Consider the following 18358-nt stretch of genomic DNA (forward strand, 5'->3'; position numbering starts at 1 on the left):
TTTTAATTATTAAAAGTTGGTTTTAATTCGGATTCGATGATATAATCCGGACTGATAATGGTTTTTAGAATTGCTGCTGCTCCATCTTTCCCGGCCTGAACAGCATCTACTACTTCTCTTCCACCGTTCACACAATCGCCTCCGGCAAAAACGTTGCTTAAATTTGTTTTTGATTTACCCTCAACCGCAACTTTTCCGTTGTTATTGTCAAGGTTTTCCTCGCTAACCATGCTAGCAAATGGCATTTGCCCAGCAGCTTTGATGACCATATCTACATCGAGTGTAAAGGTTTTTCCTGTAGCAATTGGGCTTCTTCTACCACTAGCATCGGGTGCGCCCAATTCCATAATGTCGCAAACCAATTGGGAAACGTTATCCCCATTACCGATGATTTCTTTTGGAGCGGCAAGCCAAATGATATTGCATCCATCAAGTTTCGCGATGTTTAATTCTTTTTCGGTACAAGGCATTTCTTCCTGAGTTCGTCGGTAGACTAAATGCACTTCTGAAGCGCCTAATCTTTTGGCTTGTGTTGCAGCATCGATGGCTGTCATTCCCATTCCGATTACCGCTACTTTGTCCCCAACAGCTATTGTTGAAAGATCGTTATCTCTTAAATCATAAATGAATTTAATCGCATCGGTTACTCCAAATAAATCTTCACCGGGAATATCTAACTGACGTGCCATTCCAACACCAAACGCCAAATAAACTGCGTCGTAATTTTGTTGCAATTTTTCAATGGTAATATCTTTTCCAAGCTCATGATTGTACTTGATTGAAATTCCTCCGATTGAAGTAATGTAATTTACCTCATCTTCACAGAACTCGGGTGTTACTTTATAGGCAGCAATTCCATATGTCATTAGTCCGCCGCCTTTGGCTTCTTTTTCGTAAATCGTTACATCAATACCTTCGCGGCTCAACGTATGTGCGCAACTTAATCCGGCCGGACCGGCACCAATAATAGCGACACGCTTCCCTTTGGATGGTTTACGTTCGAATAACTGCCATTGGTTTTTCATAGCCTTTTCTGTAGAATAGCGTTGTAAACGTGCTATATTAATTGGTTCTTCGTGCATCAAATTATAAACACAAGCTCCTTCGCATAATTTTTCTACCGGACACACTTTACTGCATCCTGCGCCCATAATATTGGAAGCAAAGATGGTATGTGCAGAACCTTTAAGGTTTTCTGTGGCAATTTGTTTAATGAATTTTGGTACATTGATAGATGTTGGACACGACTTCATACAAGGCGGATCGTAACAAAACAAGCAACGATTTGCTTCTACCAAAGCTGCATCTGAAGTTTCAAATGGCGGATGAATATCGGCAAAGTTTTCCTGATATTCGGCTGTGGTTAATCGGTTATTTTTAATACTCATATTTTGGTTGGTTTTGGTCTTATTTTAAATTTTGAATTATAAATTTTAAATTATTGATGTTCTATGGAGCAGTAATTTCGCCATAGGTCTCAGGTCTTCTGTCTCTGTAGAATTGCCATTTGCCTCTGATTTGTTCTATTAAATCCAAATCGAATTCGGCAACTAAAAGTTCATCTTTATCTTCGGAAGCGCAAGCGAAAATTTCACCAAGCGGATTTACGAAATAAGACGTTCCGTAAAAAAATCCAAGGTTCCATGGTTTTTCAATTCCGACACGGTTGATGCAACCCATAAAATAGCCATTAGCGACTGCATGTGCAGGTTGTTCGAGTTTCCATAAATTTTGAGATTGTCCTACAGTTGTGGCTGACGGATTGTAAACGATTTCAGCTCCGTTCAATCCAAGGCATCTTGCACCGTCCGGAAAATGTCTGTCATAGCAGATATAAACTCCAACTTTGGCGTATTTGGTTTGGAAAACAGGATAGCCTAAATTTCCGGGTTTGAAGAAGAATTTCTCCCAAAAACCACCTGTTTGTGGAATGTGATTTTTACGGTATTTACCTAGATAACTTCCGTCAGCATCGATTACTGCAGCGGTATTATATAAAACGCCTGCTTGGTCTTTTTCATATACCGGAACGATGATAACCATGTCGTATTTTTTAGCATAAACCTGCATTCTTTCTGTGGTTGGACCTGGAACACTTTCTGCGGAAGCATACCATGCACTGTCTTGTCCCGGACAGAAATAGGGCGTATTGAAAATTTCCTGAAAACATAATATCTGAACGCCTTGTCTTCCTGCTTCTTCAATATAGGGAATGTGCTTTTGAACCATCGCTTCCATGATTTCGGGAATGGTTCCTTCGCCTTCTGTTTTGGCTAAACTCAATTGGATTAGACCTGATTTTACTATTCTTGCCATTTATTTTATTTTTAAACCATTAAGAAATTAAGGCTCATTAAGATTTTTAAAATTGCTTTTTGACATTGATATTGTCATTGACATTTATATTTTTCCGTCTACTTTATTTCGTTTTACAAATTGGCCGTAGCCTTTTTGCACTTTACATTCGTTATTGTCAATTACTACTTTACCGCGAAGTAAAACCGTTTTTACTTTTCCGGTAAGTTCCCATCCTTCGTAACCGCTGTAATCTACATTCATGTGATGGGTTTTTGCTGAAAGTGTATGCTTTTCATTGGCATCAAACAATACAATATCGGCATCGCTTCCAATAGCAATCGTCCCTTTTTTCGGGAACATTCCAAAGATTTTTGCGGCATTTGTAGATGCTACCTCGACGTATTTATTCAATGTGATTCTTCCTTTGTTTACTCCTTCACTGAAGAGTAATTCCATACGGTTTTCAATTGCAGGATGTCCATTTGGAATTTTTGAGAAATCATCCTTGCCCATCAGTTTTTGTTCCCACATAAACGGACAGTGGTCGGTGGCCACTACGTTTACCAATCCTTGATTTAATCCGGCCCAAAGTGTTTCCTGATCTTTCTTTTCACGCAATGGCGGACTCATTACCCATTTGGCTCCTTCGAAATTTTGCTCATACAGACTCGCATCCAAAATCAGATATTGAATACAGGTTTCTACAAATACATGTTGGTTTCTTCGGGTAGCAAAACGCACTGCGTTTAATGCGCCTTCACAGGTTAAATGAACAATATAGCCAGGGCAACCGGTATAGTCGGCCATATCGGCAAAACGACTGCTGGCTTCAGCTTCGGTAACTTCGGGTTGTGATAGGTAATGATATAGTGGTGCTAACTTGCCTTCCGATTTATGTTTGGCAATTAAAAAATCAATCATATCACCATTGGTGGCATGGACATTAATTAAGCCTCCGTGTTTTTTCACTTCCTGCATTAATCCAATCATTTGACGGTCGTCAATCATCAGAGCACCTTTATAGGCCATAAAAGTTTTGAAGGAAGTAATGCCTTCAACTTCTATAAAATGCTGGATTTCCTTTTTGGTTTCGTCATTAAAATCGGTTACAGCCATATGGAAACTATAATCTCCCACGGCATTATTATCGCTTCTTCCTTTCCATTCCTGTAGGGCGGATTGCAGACTTTTACCTTGTGTTTGCAGGATAAAATCAATAACCGTTGTTGTTCCGCCGTAAAGTGCAGCTCGCGTTCCTGTTTCGTAATTATCGCTGGAATAAGTTCCCATAAAAGGCATATCTAAATGCACATGAGGGTCAATTCCGCCGGGCATAACTAACTTTCCTGAAGCATCAATAACTTCATCAGCTTGAACATTTAAGTTTTTACCGATAGCCGAAATCGTTTCGCCTTCGATAAAAATATCCGCTACATAATCATCTGTAGCGGTTATAATTCTTCCGTTTTTTATTAAAATACTCATCTTTTAAAAATTAATTAAAATTCAAACCATTAAGAAATTAAGGTTCATTAAGAAAGATACAAATCTTAATTTTCTTAATACCTTAATGGTAAAAAATTAGGTTTTCAATGTTTCTTTTTCATTGTAATCCAATAAACAAAACCGCTTAAGGCAAAGCCAACAAACCAAGCATAACTGTATAATCCGATTATCCAATTTGGAAATAGGTCTGCCGGAAATACTTTTATCGTGGTAAAAAAACCGGGGACATTTGGTGCGATTCCAATTAACAATGCAATAATGGCATTGAAATTAAATCCTTTTGAGAACCCATAAATTCCTTTGGCACTGTATAAGTCTTTAACAACCAACGTTTGTTTTCTGATAAAATAATAATCGACTATCATGATTCCTCCTACTGGTCCAAGCAAACTTGAATAACCAACGAGCCAAGTAAAAATATAACCTGTTGGGTCGGCAATTAGTTTCCATGGAAATATTAGGATGCCGATAACTCCTGTGATATAACCGCCTTTTCTGAAATCTATTTTAGATGGAGCCAGATGGGCAAAGTCATTCGCGGGACTTACAATATTTGCTGCAATGTTAGTCGCCAGTGTTGAAATCGCCACCGCAGTCATCGCAATGCTTACCAATAATTTACTATCAAATTTTCCGGCTAAAACAACCGGATCCCAAATCATAGTTCCGAAAACAATTGTAGTTGCAGAAGTTACCACAACTCCAATAAAAGCAAACAAAGTCATTGAAGTTGGCAAGCCATAAATCTGTCCTTTTATTTGTGCACTTTGTGAGGTCGCATATCTTGTAAAATCGGGAATATTAAGCGAAAGTGTTGCCCAAAATCCAACCATTCCGGTCAATGCAGGGAAAAAGAAATGGAAGAAATCACTAGTGTTTTTGAATTTCGATGGTGTGGCTAATATTGGTCCCAAACCATGAGCTGCGCTCAATGCCCAGAATAATAATGCCAATGCTGCAACCGGTAAAAAAATCGCTTTGAAAGCCAATAGTTTTCGGATGCTTTCCACACCTAAATACACTACATACATATTCAACAACCAAAACAGAATGAAACAAATTGCCGGTCCGGTTTGTAATCCGAAGGAATCCGGGAAAATTTGTGGTAACGTTTCCAAAGATGGAATCCATAAACGCGCCATTTGAAAGATGGCAAATCCGCCAATCCAGGTTTGAATTCCGAACCAACCACAAGCTACGATTGCTCTGAGCATCGCCGGAATATTGGCACCCACAGTCCCGAAACTTGCTCTTGCAAAAACTGGAAACGGGATTCCGTATTTGGCTCCGGCATGACCGTTTAGAATCATTGGAATTAAAACAACTGTGTTTCCTAAAAATATGGTTAGTATTGCCTGCCACCAATTCATTCCGCCTTCTATCAATGAACTCGAAAGCATGTACGTTGGAATACAAAGGCTCATGCTTATCCAAAGTGCTGCATAATTCCAAGTTGTCCAAGTTCGTTTTTCAGCCGAAATTGGGGCCAAGTCTTCGCTATACAAAGAAGAATTTGAATTCATTGGTTTTTGGTTATTTGTAAAACAGTTGATATATTTAAACCATTAAGGCATTAAGAATAGTAAGCACTATTTGACTTAATGAATCTTAATTTCTTAATGTTTAATTTTTACACTAAAGCTTCGTCAGCAATTTTTAAAGCTTCGCTGATTATGGCTAATCCTTCGTCTATTTGATCTTTGGTTACACACAATGGCGGAGCGATAAAAATATAACCCCAACGCACGAAAGTGTATAATCCTAATTCGCGAACTTTTGCCGCAATCTGATTCGTTACTTTTAAATCATCTCCGGCAGCATTATAAGGTGCAATTAATTCACCTGTTGCTTTGTTTTTTAAAATGTCTAAACAACCTAAAAGTCCAGTATTTCTGAATGCTCCCATGCTTGGATGTTGACTTCTCATTTCTTCAATTCTTGATTCGAGATAAGCACTCATTTCACGAGTGTTTTCAATCAGTTTATCACTTTCGTAGATGTTGATTACTGCTAAAGCTGCAGCTAATGAAACTGGATGACCATTATAGGTTAACCCAATCATCATTGGCGTATTTTCATATTTCTCGGCAATTTTATCTGAAACCATCAGACATCCTAAAGGTAAATAAGAAGACGTTAATCCTTTTGCCATGCAAATCATATCAGGAACTATGTCGTGATTTTCGAAACCGAACCATTTTCCGGTGCGGCCAAAACCGCTCATTACCTCATCGGCTACGAATAAGATTCCGTATTTTTCGCAAAGCGCTTTTACGCCTTTTAAATAGCCTTTTGGATAATGTAGGCAACCTGAAGAACCGCTTTCGCCTTCAAAAATGAAAGCCGCAATATTAGTTTTGCCTTCGAGATGGATTACTCTTTCGACATATTCTAAACTTAAACTCAACTTTGTAGCATTGTCTAAATCTTTCATTCCGAAGAAATAGTATGGATCATCTAAATGGACTGCATTTGGCATTTGTTGGGAATCGTTTGCTAGTTTTCTTGGGTCGCCACCAACGGTCATTCCGCCGATAGAACCTCCGTGAAATGCTCTGTATCTTCCGATAATTTTGTGTCTTCCTGTGTACAATCTTGCCAACTTAATAGCATTATCAATAGAGGAAGTTCCGCACAACGTGTAGAATGCTTTATTTAAATCGCCCGGACAGATTTCGGCTAATTTTTTAGATAACTTAGCTCTGACTTCTGTCGTGCAGGATGGCGTTACAAAACTAACTTTTTGCATTTGTTCAACTACAGCATCCGTCACTCGTTGATCACCGTGACCAATATTTACTGACATTAAGCCCGAAGAAAAATCGATTATTCTGTTGCCATCGTAATCGTATAAATAAACGCCTTCTGCTCTTTCTATTGCAATTGGATTCACAGCCGCTTGAGCTGACCATGAAAACAAACTGTATTTTTTGCTGTCGTTGATGATTTCTTCTTTCGTCATCTCTTGTTCTTTTGTAATCATTTTTTATTTTTTTATCGTGAATCACTTTCATTTCAACTATAAGCCCTTCGACTGCGCTCAGGGAGACAATTTACGTTTATTAACTCATCCAATTTACGCCTGCTTCTGCGTTCCATTTTATGGTGCTTTTTTTCAATTTGGTCCAAAACTCAATTGAGCTTTTTCCGGTTATATCTCCAACTCCGAATTTACTTTCGTTCCAACCTCCAAAACTGAATGGTTCTCTTGGAACCGGAACTCCAACATTTACACCAATCATTCCGGCGCTGGCTTTGTCGATAATATAACGTGCCATTCCTCCGTTTTGGGTAAATACACTTGCTGCATTTCCGTATGGGTTTTTGTTTTCGATAGCTAAAGCTTCATCAACGGTTTTGGTTCTGATTATAGAAATTACTGGTCCGAAGATTTCTTCTGTGGCCACACTCATTTCGGGTGTTACAAAGTCGATTACGGTTGGCCCAACATAAGTTCCTTTTTCTTTTCCGGCAACTTTGGTATTTCTTCCATCAACTAATATTTTGGCACCATCTTTTTCAGCCTGACTGATATAACTTTCGATTCTGTCTTGTGATTCTTTATTGATAACCGCTCCCAAATTTACACCCGGAATTATTTTACGGGCTTCGTCACAAATTTTGGCTACAATGGTATCCACATTTCCAACACCAATCATAGCTGAAGCTGCCATACAACGTTGACCAGCACAGCCTGACATAGAAGCTGCTACATTCTGTGCTGTCATTTCCGGAATAGCATCTGGTAAAACCATTAAGTGATTTTTGGCTCCGCCAAGAGACAAGCATCTTTTGTAATTAGATGTAGCTCGTTGGTAAACAATCTTCGCTACTTTGGTAGAACCAACGAAAGATACTGCTTCAATTTTTGGATGGTCGCAGATGGCATTTACAATATCCACATCGCCATGAACCACGTTAAAAACACCATCAGGCAAACCGGCTTCTTTTAATATCTCGGCTAATCTTCCGCAGCTCAAAGGCACTTTTTCAGAAGGTTTTATAATCATACAGTTCCCTAAAGCAATAGCATTCGGAATCGTCCAGTTTGGAACCATTGATGGGAAATTGAAAGGAACAATTGAAGCCACAACGCCAAGTGGAACGTGTTCTGTTCTGCATTCTACTCCTTTGCTTACTTCTAATAATTCACCTGTGATTAGTTGTGGTAATGATGTGGCAAACTCGGTAAGCTCGATACATTTTTCTATTTCGGCTACCGATTCTCCGTATGTTTTTCCGTTTTCTTCGCTACACAATTCTGCTAGCTCTTTTAGGTTTTTTTCCAATAATGTTTTGTATCTGAAAAAGACCTGAACTCTTTCTTTTATTGGTGTTTTGCTCCAGGCAGGAAATGCAGCTTGAGCCGCTTTTACAGCATCGTCTAAATCTTTGGCATTCGACATTGGAACGGTTGATAGATGATTTCCGTCTAAAGGTGAAATTACATCCATTGTTTTTGTGGTAGAAGTATCTACAAATTGGCCTCCGATGTAATTCTGAATTGCTGAATATTTCATTGAAATTCGTATAGTTATTAGTTAAATTAAAAAAATTAGGACAGCTAATTTGATTAATTATTTACGATAAAAAAAATAATCTTTCATTTATTTTGTTAAAAAAGGCAGTTTGTTTTCATTTTTAATAATTTGACTGACTATAAATTCATAATTTGCTTGTTAAATAGTTGATGATTGTTCATTTTTAAATTTTGATTCAAACAAAAAACCCGAGAATTTCTTCTCGGGTTTTCCTATTTATCGGTAAAGATTTTATTCTAATAACCTGCGCCGGCGCCTGCAATAACTTCAATTGGATGCCAAGTTGTTTTGGTTTCCTGGAAGTCAAAAATCAGATAAGGCGATTCGTGTTTGTCACCAAAATAATCGCCGTCTTCGCGAAGCACAACTCGCTTTAAATTTTCGATAGCTAAATCTTGTATTTTCGCAATCATTTCTGAAGCTGCACCACAATACAAAATAGCATTCACGTCTTTATGAGCAGCAAATTGCGTTAATAATTCAGTTTGATTTCCCGTAAGGATATTAACCACACCGCCGGGAACATCTGAAGTTGCCAGCACTTCAGCAAACGTAACGGTGCAAAGTGCTAATTGTTCAGAAGCTAATACTACGCAGGTATTTCCACCAGCGATGATACTTGCAATTTGTGTTACCAATCCAAGTAAACTACTTTGTTGAGGCGCAAAAACTGCTACAACTCCAGTTGGTTCTGGCACAGAAAAGTTAAAGAAACTTCCCGAAACCGGATTCACACTGCTGAATAATTGCGTGTATTTATCACACCATCCTGCATAATAAATTAAGCGGTCGATACTCAAATCAACTTCCTGTTGCGCTTTGGCTTTACTGATTCCCTGTAATTCTAATTCTTCTACAAACTGCGCTTTTCTGCCTTCGAGCACTTCTGCAATTCGGTACAAAATCTGATTGCGGTTATAGGCCGTTTTGTGAGCCCATCCGCCTTGAGCATTTCGAGCTGCGACTACCGCATTTCTGAAATCTTTTACAGAAGATAAACACATGTTAGCTACCGTTTTTTTGTTCACGATAAGCGGATAATAACGTCCTGATTCGGTTCTTGGAAAACTTCCGCCGATATATATTTTATAGGTTTTCAAAACTTCTATTCTTGACATGATGTTAGTTTTTATTCAAATTTTAAATAAGGTTCCAATCCGTGTAATCCGCCTTCTCTACCGAAACCGCTTTCTTTATAACCACCAAATGGCGAGGCCGGATCAAACTTGTTAAAGGTATTCGCCCAAACCACTCCAGCACGCAATTGTGAGGTCATGTTGAAGATTTTTGAACCTTTATCTGTCCAAACTCCCGCTGATAATCCGTAAGGTGTGTTGTTGGCTTTTTCGATAACTTCATCCACCGTTCTGAACGTTTGAATGGCTAAAACTGGCCCGAATATTTCTTCTTGTGAGATTCTGTTAGACTGGCTTACTTTCGTAAATATCGTTGGTCTGCACCAAAATCCTTTTGATGGTATATCACAAGTGGGTTGGTACATTTCGGCACCTTCATTTTTACCGATTTCGATATATTTATTGATGGTTTCTAATTGCTTTTTAGAATTGATAGCGCCAATATCTGTGTTTTTATCTAATGGATCACCTACGTTTAAGGAGTTCATTCTGTCTTTTAGTTTCTGAACGACTACATCAAATACGGACTCTTGCACATATAGGCGTGAACCTGCACAACAAACATGTCCCTGGTTGAAGAAAATTCCGTTTACAATTCCTTCTACAGCTTGGTCTAATGCCGCATCTTCAAAAATGATGTTGGCTGCTTTTCCACCTAATTCCATTGTAGATTTTTTAGAAGTTCCGGCAATAGCCTTCATGATAATTTTACCTACGGCTGTTGAGCCTGTAAAGGCAATTTTATTTACGTCGGGATGATTTACAATGTGAGAACCTGTAAGTCCGGCACCCGAAACGATATTCACAACTCCGGCAGGCAAACCTGCTTCCTGAATCACTTCAGCTAGTAAATATAAAGTTAACGGAGTCGTTTCAGAAGATTTAATAACGACCGTATTTCCTGCTGCTAAAGCCGGAGCAATTTTCCATGCAGCCATCAGTAATGGAAAATTCCATGGAATGATTTGTCCTGCAACGCCTAATGCTTTTGGTTTTCTGTTTGGGAAAGCATATTCCAATTTATCTGCCCATCCGGCATAATAAAAGAAATGTGCTGCTGCCAAAGGAACATCAACATCACGCGATTCACGGATGGCTTTTCCACCGTTTAAGGTTTCAACCACTGCAAATTCTCTGGCTCTTTCTTGTATGATTCTGGCAATTCGGTAAATGTATTTTCCTCGTTCTTTTCCTGATAATTTTGACCAAACGGTATCGTATGCTTTTCGGGCAGCTTTTACTGCTGAATCAATATCGGCTTCATTGGCTTCGGCAACTTTGGCTAAAACTTTTTCGTTTGCCGGATTTATAGTGTCAAAATACTTTCCTGATTTAGGAGCGACAAATTTGCCATTGATGAACAAATCATATTTCTCTTTTAATTTAAAATGCGTTGTGCTTTCTGGCGCTGGTGCTAAATTCCAGTCAGAGCTAAAATCTATTGTATGTGTTTTTTTCATGCTGACTAAACTTTAGAAATATAATCATGTGATTGATAAATACCAGATTTTTGTTTGGCGATTTGCAACAAAACATCGTTGGCCAAACTACTGGCTCCGAAACGGAAATACTCATTGGTTAACCATTTTCCGCCAAGGGTTTCTTTTACCATTAATAAATAATGAAGTGCTAATTTGGATGTTGAAATTCCGCCCGCAGGTTTCATTCCAATCATAATTCCTGTTTTATAATAGTAATCACGAATTGCTTCAAGCATTACTAAAGTTACTGGTAAAGTTGCTGCGGGTTTTATTTTTCCAGTAGAAGTTTTTATAAAATCTGCTCCGGCATACATCGCGATATCACTTGCCTGACGCACTTTGTCAAGGGTTCCTATTTCGCCTGTTTCCAATATAACTTTCAAACGTACATTTTTACCACAAGCTTCTTTTATCATGGCAATTTCATCGAAAACAAAATTGTATTCACCGCTGTGGAATTTCCCACGGCTTATTACCATATCTACTTCATCTGCACCGCCATCGACAGCAATTTTCGTATCTAACAATTTGATTTCGGCACTTGATTGTCCGCTAGGAAAAGCAGTTGCTACGGAAGCTACTTTTACACCAGTTCCTTTGAGTTCATTAACTGCAAGTTTGACAAAATTTGGATACACACAAACTGCTGCTGTAGTTGGCAAGCCTGGAATTTCATCGTGCAAATGATGCGCTTTAAAGCAGAGTTGTTTTACTTTTTCATCGGTATCAGCACCTTCAAGAGTAGTTAAATCAATCATGTTCAAAGCCATAAGTAAGCCTTGCATTTTTGATTCTTTCTTAATACTTCGGGCAGTAATTCGGGCAATTCTATCCTCAATCCCAACTTGATCTATTCGCGGGGAATTTGAAAAATCTATCTGTTTCATTTAATAAATTTAATTAAAAATCGATGCTGAATATTGGTTTCAAATCAACACGAACAAACAAAGATATAAATATCTTAACGACAAAATCTCATTATTGATAATTTATTCCTTTTTTGTGTAACAAATTATTGAACCGTGAAGTCTAACATTTCTTCAACTTATATCCACTATTTATAATTCATTATCTTTAGCGGATTAATCAAATTAAACCAATCAATGAAAAACTTAAAAATGACACTTCTTGCGGCAGTTGTTCTAGTAGCATCTTGCGCTAAGAAAGAAGAATCAACTTCAGGTATCAACAAAAAAAATATGGATACCAAAGTAAATCCCGGCGATAATTTTGCCGAATATGTAAATGGAACTTGGTACAAAAATACCAAAATTCCTTCTGACAAAGCATCTTATGGCGCTTTTGATTTGCTATATGACCAATCTTTAGTAGACGTAAAAGCTATAATTGAAAATGCTGCCAAAGGCAATAATGCCGAAGGCAGTGACGAACAAAAAATAGGTGATTACTATGCTTCCTTCATGAATAGAAAGGACAGAGATGCGAAAGGCATAACACCTATTCAGCCTGATTTGAAAGCTATTGATGCTATTGCAAATTATACTGATTTGGCCAGCTATTTTGGTAAAGCTAATAGGACTGGCGTAACTAATCCTTTTAATATATCCGTTAGCCAAGATTCTAAAAACCCAAATGAGTATGCTTTAACCACATGGCAAGCAGGGATAGGGCTACCTGAAAGGGAATATTATACTTCAACCGATGCAAAAATGGCTGACATTCGTAAAAAATATTTAGCTCATGTTGAGAAGGTGCTTCAGTTATGTAGTATTGAAAATCCGGCTGAAAATGCTGCTAAAATTATGGCACTTGAAACCACAATTGCTTCAAGTCATATGAAAAAAGAAGACACTCGCGATGTTGTAAAACTTTACAATAAATACAATGTAACAGATTTAAAAACTTTGACACCCGATTTTGATTGGGCAACAATGCTTAAATCTGCCGGTATGGATAAAGAGAAAACAATTATAATATCACAAGTTGATTATACAAAAAGCTTAAATAATATTATCAAAAACACCCCTCTTGACACTTGGAAAATATATCTTAAATGGGGATTAATAAACAGAAACTCTAATAGACTGAACACCACATTAGACAATCAAGGTTTTGAATTTTATGCTAAAACATTATATGGAGTAGAAAAGCAACAGGAAGATTGGAAACGAGGTGTGTCAGCTGTAAATGGTGCAATGGGAGAAATGGTAGGAAAAGTGTATGTTAAAAAACACTTCTCTCCAGAAGCCAAAGAACGTATGGTAACTATGGTTAAAAACCTATTAAAAGCTTACGCTGAAAGCATCAAAAAATTGGATTGGATGAGTGCTGATACCAAAAAACAAGCGCTGGCTAAAGTTGATAAATTCATGATAAAAATTGGATATCCTGACACATGGAGAGACTACTCTTCGTTAAAAATTGCTAAAAACGATTTGTATGGTAATGCCGTAAGAGCCAACGAATTTGAATACCAAAGAAACTTAAATAAATTAGGAAAACCTGTTGACAGAACCGAATGGGGTATGACGCCACAAACAGTAAATGCTTATTATAATCCTTCGCTTAACGAAATTGTATTTCCAGCAGCCATTTTACAACCCCCTTTCTTTGACCTAAATGCTGACGATGCGGTAAATTATGGTGGTATTGGAGCCGTAATTGGTCACGAAATCGGTCATGGTTTTGATGACCAAGGAGCCGCTTTTGATGGTGATGGTGTAATGAAAAACTGGTGGACGGATGCCGATTTAAAAGCATTCAAGTCAAAAACTGCTGCCTTAGAAACACAATATAATGGTTTTAAAGCATTCCCTGATTTGAATGTGAATGGAGCATTTACTTTGGGAGAAAACATTGGAGACCTTGGCGGATTGAGTATTGCTATTAAAGCCTACAAAGCTTCTTTGAATGGTAAAGAAGCGCCGGTTATGGATGGTTTTACAGGCATGCAACGTGTATTCTTAGGTTGGGCACAAGTTTGGGGAGAAAAAACACGTGAGGAAGCTTTGAGAGGTCAAATTGCAAGCGACCCACATTCACCAGCAAAGTTCAGAATTAATGGTGTCGTTAGAAACGTACCTGAATTTTATGAAGCTTTCAAAATCAAACCAACCGATTCATTATACCTTGCTCCAGAAAAGCGAGTTAAAATTTGGTAATATTTTAAAAATAAAAGTAAAGCCCGGTCTCGTTCAAAAACCAGATCGGGCTTTTTATTTAAAGTGAATTTCTGATTATTAAATCTGAAGGGTTTTCTATTTGCTCTTTCGTAGAATTTAGCACCATTGAAGCCAGTGTTTTCCCCATTACTTTGAAGTCGGTTGAAATTGTTGTTATCCCATTTTCCACTACTTTTTTTAATGGCGTGTCATTATAAGATATAATTCCGAAATCATTCCCAATAATTAAACCTTGTCTTTTTGCTTGTTCTATCACATTTACCAAATGTCGGTCTGTTGGAATAATGAAAACATCGCCTTTGTGAATTGTGTTTTCTTCGAAACCAGTTATAATTTCATTTTCAAAAAAAGCGTCATTACAAAACTTGGTAAATCCGTCAACCATTCCCTTTGGTTCTTTATTCCCAGGGAAAATTAACACCATTTTTTTGTATTTTGATAAGAGCGATTTACCTTTCTGCAAAGCGGCATAAATATCTTTTGAAAAACTTTGATGAACCGATGGGAAATCATTTAAATCATTATTGGTTTGATCCAAAATGTAAACATCTTGCTTGGGTAGCGTTTTAATTACAGAAGCTGCGCCAGGCAAATTAGTGGGCATTATAATATACTTTGAATAATTACCATTGCTTTCCGAGACAAGTTTTTTGAACATTTCAATATTAAAATGATGAAAGAAAATATCAATTTGAGCCACGTTATTCATGGCTTCCATAAAAGAATTATAGATATCTTCTTTAAAGGAATTCAATTCATCAAATAACAAAAAAATCCTTTGCTCAAAGCTAAACTCAACGCTTTTGATATAATAGCCTTTGCCTAAAATGGCGAAAACAATTCCTCTTTTTTTCAATTCATCATAAGCCAATAAAACGGTATCTCTTGAAATCGAAAACTCCAAACTAACTTTATTTACCGAAGGCAATTTGTCGCCTTTCTTTAGTCTGTTTTCAGCAATGGCAACTTCTATCGACCAAACTATTTGCTTGTACTTAGGCGTTCCCGACTGATTTTCAATATTTATTAGTTTCATACTATCAATAACTGGTGGGAAGATACAAAAAACTGGTAGGTACTGGTATGGTTAAATGTTATTATTTTATATTTTTATTGCCAGATTCATAAAATCCTAATGATAAAAAATAATTTTTCTCAAATTACTTCTTCGATAAATGCGAAATTATTTGGTTTCACACCAGATGGAAAAGAAGTTTCTTGCTATATAATGACCAACAAAAAAGGGACTCAAGTGGGCATCATAAATTACGGCGCAACGATTACATCATTAAAAATACCGATAGCTGATGGCGAAAAAATTGATGTTGTTTTGGGTTTCGACAATTTAGAAAACTATATCAATTCTTATCATTTACCAAGTCCTCCTTATTTTGGAACCACAATTGGAAGATTTGCAGGACGAATAAACGAGGCTGAATTTGAATTGAATAATGAACGTAATTTTCTAAATAAAAATCATGGTGTACACAGTTTGCATGGAGGAATTTTAGGGTTTGGGAGAAAAATTTGGAGAGTTATTGCAACTTCAACAGAAGAAAATCCATCCATTACTTTACAATACATAAGCCAAAATAACGAAGAAAATTTTCCTGGGGAATTGACCGTTCAAGTGACTTATACTTTGACAGAGGAAAACGAACTTAAAGTAGCTTATACTGCCACAACATCTGAAGATACACTTGTCAATTTAACCCAGCATAGTTATTTCAATTTAGACGGACATTCGAATGCTATTTCAAGTCAAAAACTTATAATTAATTCAAAAAAAATACTGGAAACCAATGATGAACTTATTCCAACAGGGAATTTTGTTTCTTTAAAGAATCATTCTTTTGATTTTGCTGAAGTCAAACCGACTCCAACTTCGATTGACAACACTTTTGTATTAGAAGATGAAAATGCGGTGACACTTATTAGTGAAAAAAACAATCTAAAAATGTCGGTTATTACCAATCAGCCTGCGGTTCATATATATGTTGGAGGAAACTGCTTTGATAAAATCAAAGGGAAAGAAAACGCAAATTATAATCCGAAAAGCGGTATTTGTTTCGAAACACAAAACTTCCCAGACGCACCAAATCATGCTCATTTCCCCAATTCAATTTTGAAAAAAGGAGAACAATATAATCATCAGACAACATTCAAATTTGAAAGCATTTAATATGAAGAAGCTCCCTTTATTTCTAATAGCAATTAGCCTTTTTTCCTGTTCTTCCGATGGTGGTACAGAACCCGTAATTGAAGATAATTTCATTCGCGCTGCCGACATGTCATATCTTCCTCTAATCGAAAGTGAAGGAACGATTTACAAACATAACAACACTGCCGAAAACGCTATTTCAACATTGAAAAATGCAGGTTGCAATGCCATTAGAATTCGACTTTGGCAAAATCCTTCCGATGGGCACTCCGGATTAACCGAAGTCAAAACTTTGGCACAAAGAGTGAGAGCCGCTGGTTTAAAAGTTTGGCTGACCGTTCATTATTCTGATACTTGGGCTGACCCGGGAAGTCAAACAAAACCGATAGCTTGGCAAAGTTTATCTTTTACAGATTTAAAAACAGCTGTAACTATTTATACAACCCAAATTATGACCGAAATCAATCCGGATATTATCCAAATTGGGAATGAAGTTAATGATGGAATGCTTTGGCCGGAAGGAAAATTATCAACTAATGAATCACAATATCTTGAGCTTGTTACTGCTGCAACATCAGCTGTAAGAAATAAATCAACGACCACAAAAATTATGTTGCACTATGCCGGAATTTCAGGAAGCGATTGGTTTTTTAACAAAGTAGCCAATGTTGATTATGATTACATCGGCTTGTCATATTATCCAATTTGGCACGGTACAAGTTTAGTAACTTTACAAAATACGATGAACACTTTAGGACAGCTTTACAATAAAAAAGTGATTGTTGCCGAAACAGCTTATCCATTTACTTTTGGATACAACGACTACACAAATAACATAATTGGTCTTTCAAGTCAGATAATCCCAACGTATTCAGCCACAAATGACGGGCAAAAACAATATTTATTGGCTATAAAAAATTTGGTAAAACAAAGTTCTAACGGTCTTGGATTTTGCTATTGGGGTTCAGAATGGGTTGCTTTTCGCGGACCAACTTCTACAAACGGTTCTCCATGGGAAAACCAAGCCCTTTGGGATTTTACCAATAATTCACTTCCGGCAATGGATGCTTTTAATGCTAATTAATTATGAAAAAAGTACTTCTGTTTTTATTTATTTCGAGTTTAAGTTTCGGGCAAAATAGAGACTTTGTGTTTGCCAAAGGTGCCGATGTGGGTTGGTTACCACAAATGGAAGCCACGGGTTACAAATTTTATGATGCTGATGGTAAAGAAAAAGATTGCCTGCAATTGCTAAAAGACCGCGGTATGAATTCTATTCGCTTGCGTGTTTGGGTAAATCCGAATGAGGATAAAGCAAGCGGACATTGTACTAAAGAAGAAACTGTAACTATGGCTTTGCGGGCAAAAAAAATGGGTATGCGTGTGATGATAGATTTTCATTATTCAGATTCCTGGGCCGATCCGGCAAAGCAATTCAAACCAAAAGCTTGGGAAAAACATTCGTTTCCTGAATTATTAAATGATGTTTACAATCATACTTTTGATGTAATCAATGCGCTAAAAATTGCTGGTGTAACTCCTGAATGGGTACAAATTGGAAACGAAATTCCGGGTGGAATGTTATGGCCAGATGGTAGCACCGACAATTGGAAACAACTCGGGCAATTATTAAACAAAGGCTACGATGCTGTGAAAGCTGTCAATAAAAACATCAAAGTGATTGTGCATGTAGATGAAGGAAACAACAACGCCAAATTCAGAACTTTTTTTGATAATGCCACAGCTCAAAAAGTGCGTTATGACGTAATTGGTTTATCCTATTATCCGTTTTGGATTAAGAAAGATTACACCGAAGTCATTGCTGACTTAGAATTCAATTTAAACGATATGGTAAAACGTTATGGCAAAGAAGTCATGATAGTTGAAATTGGTGGAGAAGACGATAAAGTTGAAAACACTTACCAACTATTGGCTACAGCCATTAAAGCTGTGAAAAATGTTCCTAATAATAAAGGAATTGGTGTATTATATTGGGAACCGCAAGGTGCCAGAAGCTGGAGTCATTATAACTTAAGCGCCTGGCAAGCTGATGGAAAACCTTCACCGGCATTGGATGCTTTTAAAGAATAAA

14 protein-coding genes are annotated in these 18358 nt (G+C 37.3%); 4 read left to right on the top strand and 10 right to left on the bottom strand.

Features of this window, described 5'->3' with window-relative positions:
* Positions 1 to 2: 2 nt before the first annotated feature.
* The 9 genes from QWY90_RS13365 to deoC all read right to left on the bottom strand — a co-directional run bounded on the left by QWY90_RS13365 (position 3) and on the right by deoC (position 11849).
* Complete coding sequence (locus QWY90_RS13365) at positions 3 to 1388, bottom strand: NAD(P)-dependent oxidoreductase (RefSeq protein WP_290286478.1); 1386 nt, start codon at positions 1386 to 1388, stop codon at positions 3 to 5.
* 61 nt (positions 1389 to 1449) lie between these two features.
* Positions 1450 to 2316 carry a nitrilase-related carbon-nitrogen hydrolase gene (locus QWY90_RS13370; RefSeq protein WP_290286479.1) on the bottom strand — a complete coding sequence of 289 codons (867 nt, stop codon included), beginning with the start codon at positions 2314 to 2316 and terminating at the stop codon, positions 1450 to 1452.
* Between the two features lie 84 nt (positions 2317 to 2400).
* Positions 2401 to 3783 carry a dihydropyrimidinase gene (gene hydA, locus QWY90_RS13375; RefSeq protein ID WP_290286480.1) on the bottom strand — a complete coding sequence of 461 codons (1383 nt, stop codon included), beginning with the start codon at positions 3781 to 3783 and terminating at the stop codon, positions 2401 to 2403.
* A 104-nt stretch (positions 3784 to 3887) separates the two neighbouring features.
* Positions 3888 to 5327: an NCS1 family nucleobase:cation symporter-1 gene (locus tag QWY90_RS13380; protein ID WP_290286481.1), complete on the bottom strand. Its 1440-nt coding sequence runs from the start codon at positions 5325 to 5327 to the stop codon at positions 3888 to 3890.
* Between the two features lie 107 nt (positions 5328 to 5434).
* The gene (locus tag QWY90_RS13385; protein ID WP_290286482.1) at positions 5435 to 6787 is read right to left on the bottom strand and encodes an aminotransferase class III-fold pyridoxal phosphate-dependent enzyme; all 1353 of its coding nucleotides are present in this window, start codon (positions 6785 to 6787) and stop codon (positions 5435 to 5437) included.
* 79 nt (positions 6788 to 6866) lie between these two features.
* Positions 6867 to 8324 carry a CoA-acylating methylmalonate-semialdehyde dehydrogenase gene (locus tag QWY90_RS13390; protein WP_290286483.1) on the bottom strand — a complete coding sequence of 486 codons (1458 nt, stop codon included), beginning with the start codon at positions 8322 to 8324 and terminating at the stop codon, positions 6867 to 6869.
* A 257-nt stretch (positions 8325 to 8581) separates the two neighbouring features.
* The gene (locus QWY90_RS13395; RefSeq protein WP_290286484.1) at positions 8582 to 9463 is read right to left on the bottom strand and encodes an aldehyde dehydrogenase family protein; all 882 of its coding nucleotides are present in this window, start codon (positions 9461 to 9463) and stop codon (positions 8582 to 8584) included.
* A gap of 11 nt (positions 9464 to 9474) precedes the next feature.
* Positions 9475 to 10941, bottom strand: a complete 1467-nt coding sequence (locus QWY90_RS13400; protein ID WP_290286485.1) for an aldehyde dehydrogenase family protein — start codon at positions 10939 to 10941, stop codon at positions 9475 to 9477.
* Positions 10942 to 10946: 5 nt separating this feature from the next.
* Positions 10947 to 11849 (bottom strand): deoxyribose-phosphate aldolase, encoded by a 903-nt coding sequence (gene deoC, locus QWY90_RS13405; protein ID WP_290286486.1) that lies wholly within the window; start codon positions 11847 to 11849, stop codon positions 10947 to 10949.
* 216 nt (positions 11850 to 12065) lie between these two features.
* Here deoC and QWY90_RS13410 point away from each other — a divergent pair, with 216 nt between their 5' ends.
* Positions 12066 to 14084 carry a M13 family metallopeptidase gene (locus tag QWY90_RS13410; RefSeq protein ID WP_290286487.1) on the top strand — a complete coding sequence of 673 codons (2019 nt, stop codon included), beginning with the start codon at positions 12066 to 12068 and terminating at the stop codon, positions 14082 to 14084.
* A gap of 58 nt (positions 14085 to 14142) precedes the next feature.
* On the opposite strand, the gene QWY90_RS13415 is transcribed toward QWY90_RS13410, so the two are convergent.
* Positions 14143 to 15141, bottom strand: a complete 999-nt coding sequence (locus tag QWY90_RS13415) for a GntR family transcriptional regulator (protein ID WP_290286488.1) — start codon at positions 15139 to 15141, stop codon at positions 14143 to 14145.
* A gap of 99 nt (positions 15142 to 15240) precedes the next feature.
* On the opposite strand from QWY90_RS13415, the gene QWY90_RS13420 reads away from it, so the two are divergent.
* From QWY90_RS13420 to QWY90_RS13430, 3 genes are read left to right on the top strand one after another with little or no spacing between them, the layout of a single operon-like run.
* A complete protein-coding gene (locus QWY90_RS13420; RefSeq protein ID WP_290286489.1) occupies positions 15241 to 16287 on the top strand; it encodes an aldose epimerase family protein in 1047 nt (348 codons plus the stop codon).
* A 1-nt stretch (position 16288) separates the two neighbouring features.
* Entirely contained in the window at positions 16289 to 17350 is a 1062-nt protein-coding gene (locus QWY90_RS13425) for a glycoside hydrolase family 53 protein (protein WP_290286490.1), read from the top strand.
* Between the two features lie 2 nt (positions 17351 to 17352).
* Complete coding sequence (locus tag QWY90_RS13430; protein ID WP_290286491.1) at positions 17353 to 18357, top strand: glycoside hydrolase family 53 protein; 1005 nt, start codon at positions 17353 to 17355, stop codon at positions 18355 to 18357.
* The last annotated feature ends 1 nt before the right edge of the window (position 18358 follow it).

Origin of the sequence: Flavobacterium paronense (genome assembly GCF_030409795.1) — a bacterium.
In the GTDB taxonomy this organism is placed as follows: Bacteria; Bacteroidota; Bacteroidia; order Flavobacteriales; family Flavobacteriaceae; genus Flavobacterium; species Flavobacterium paronense.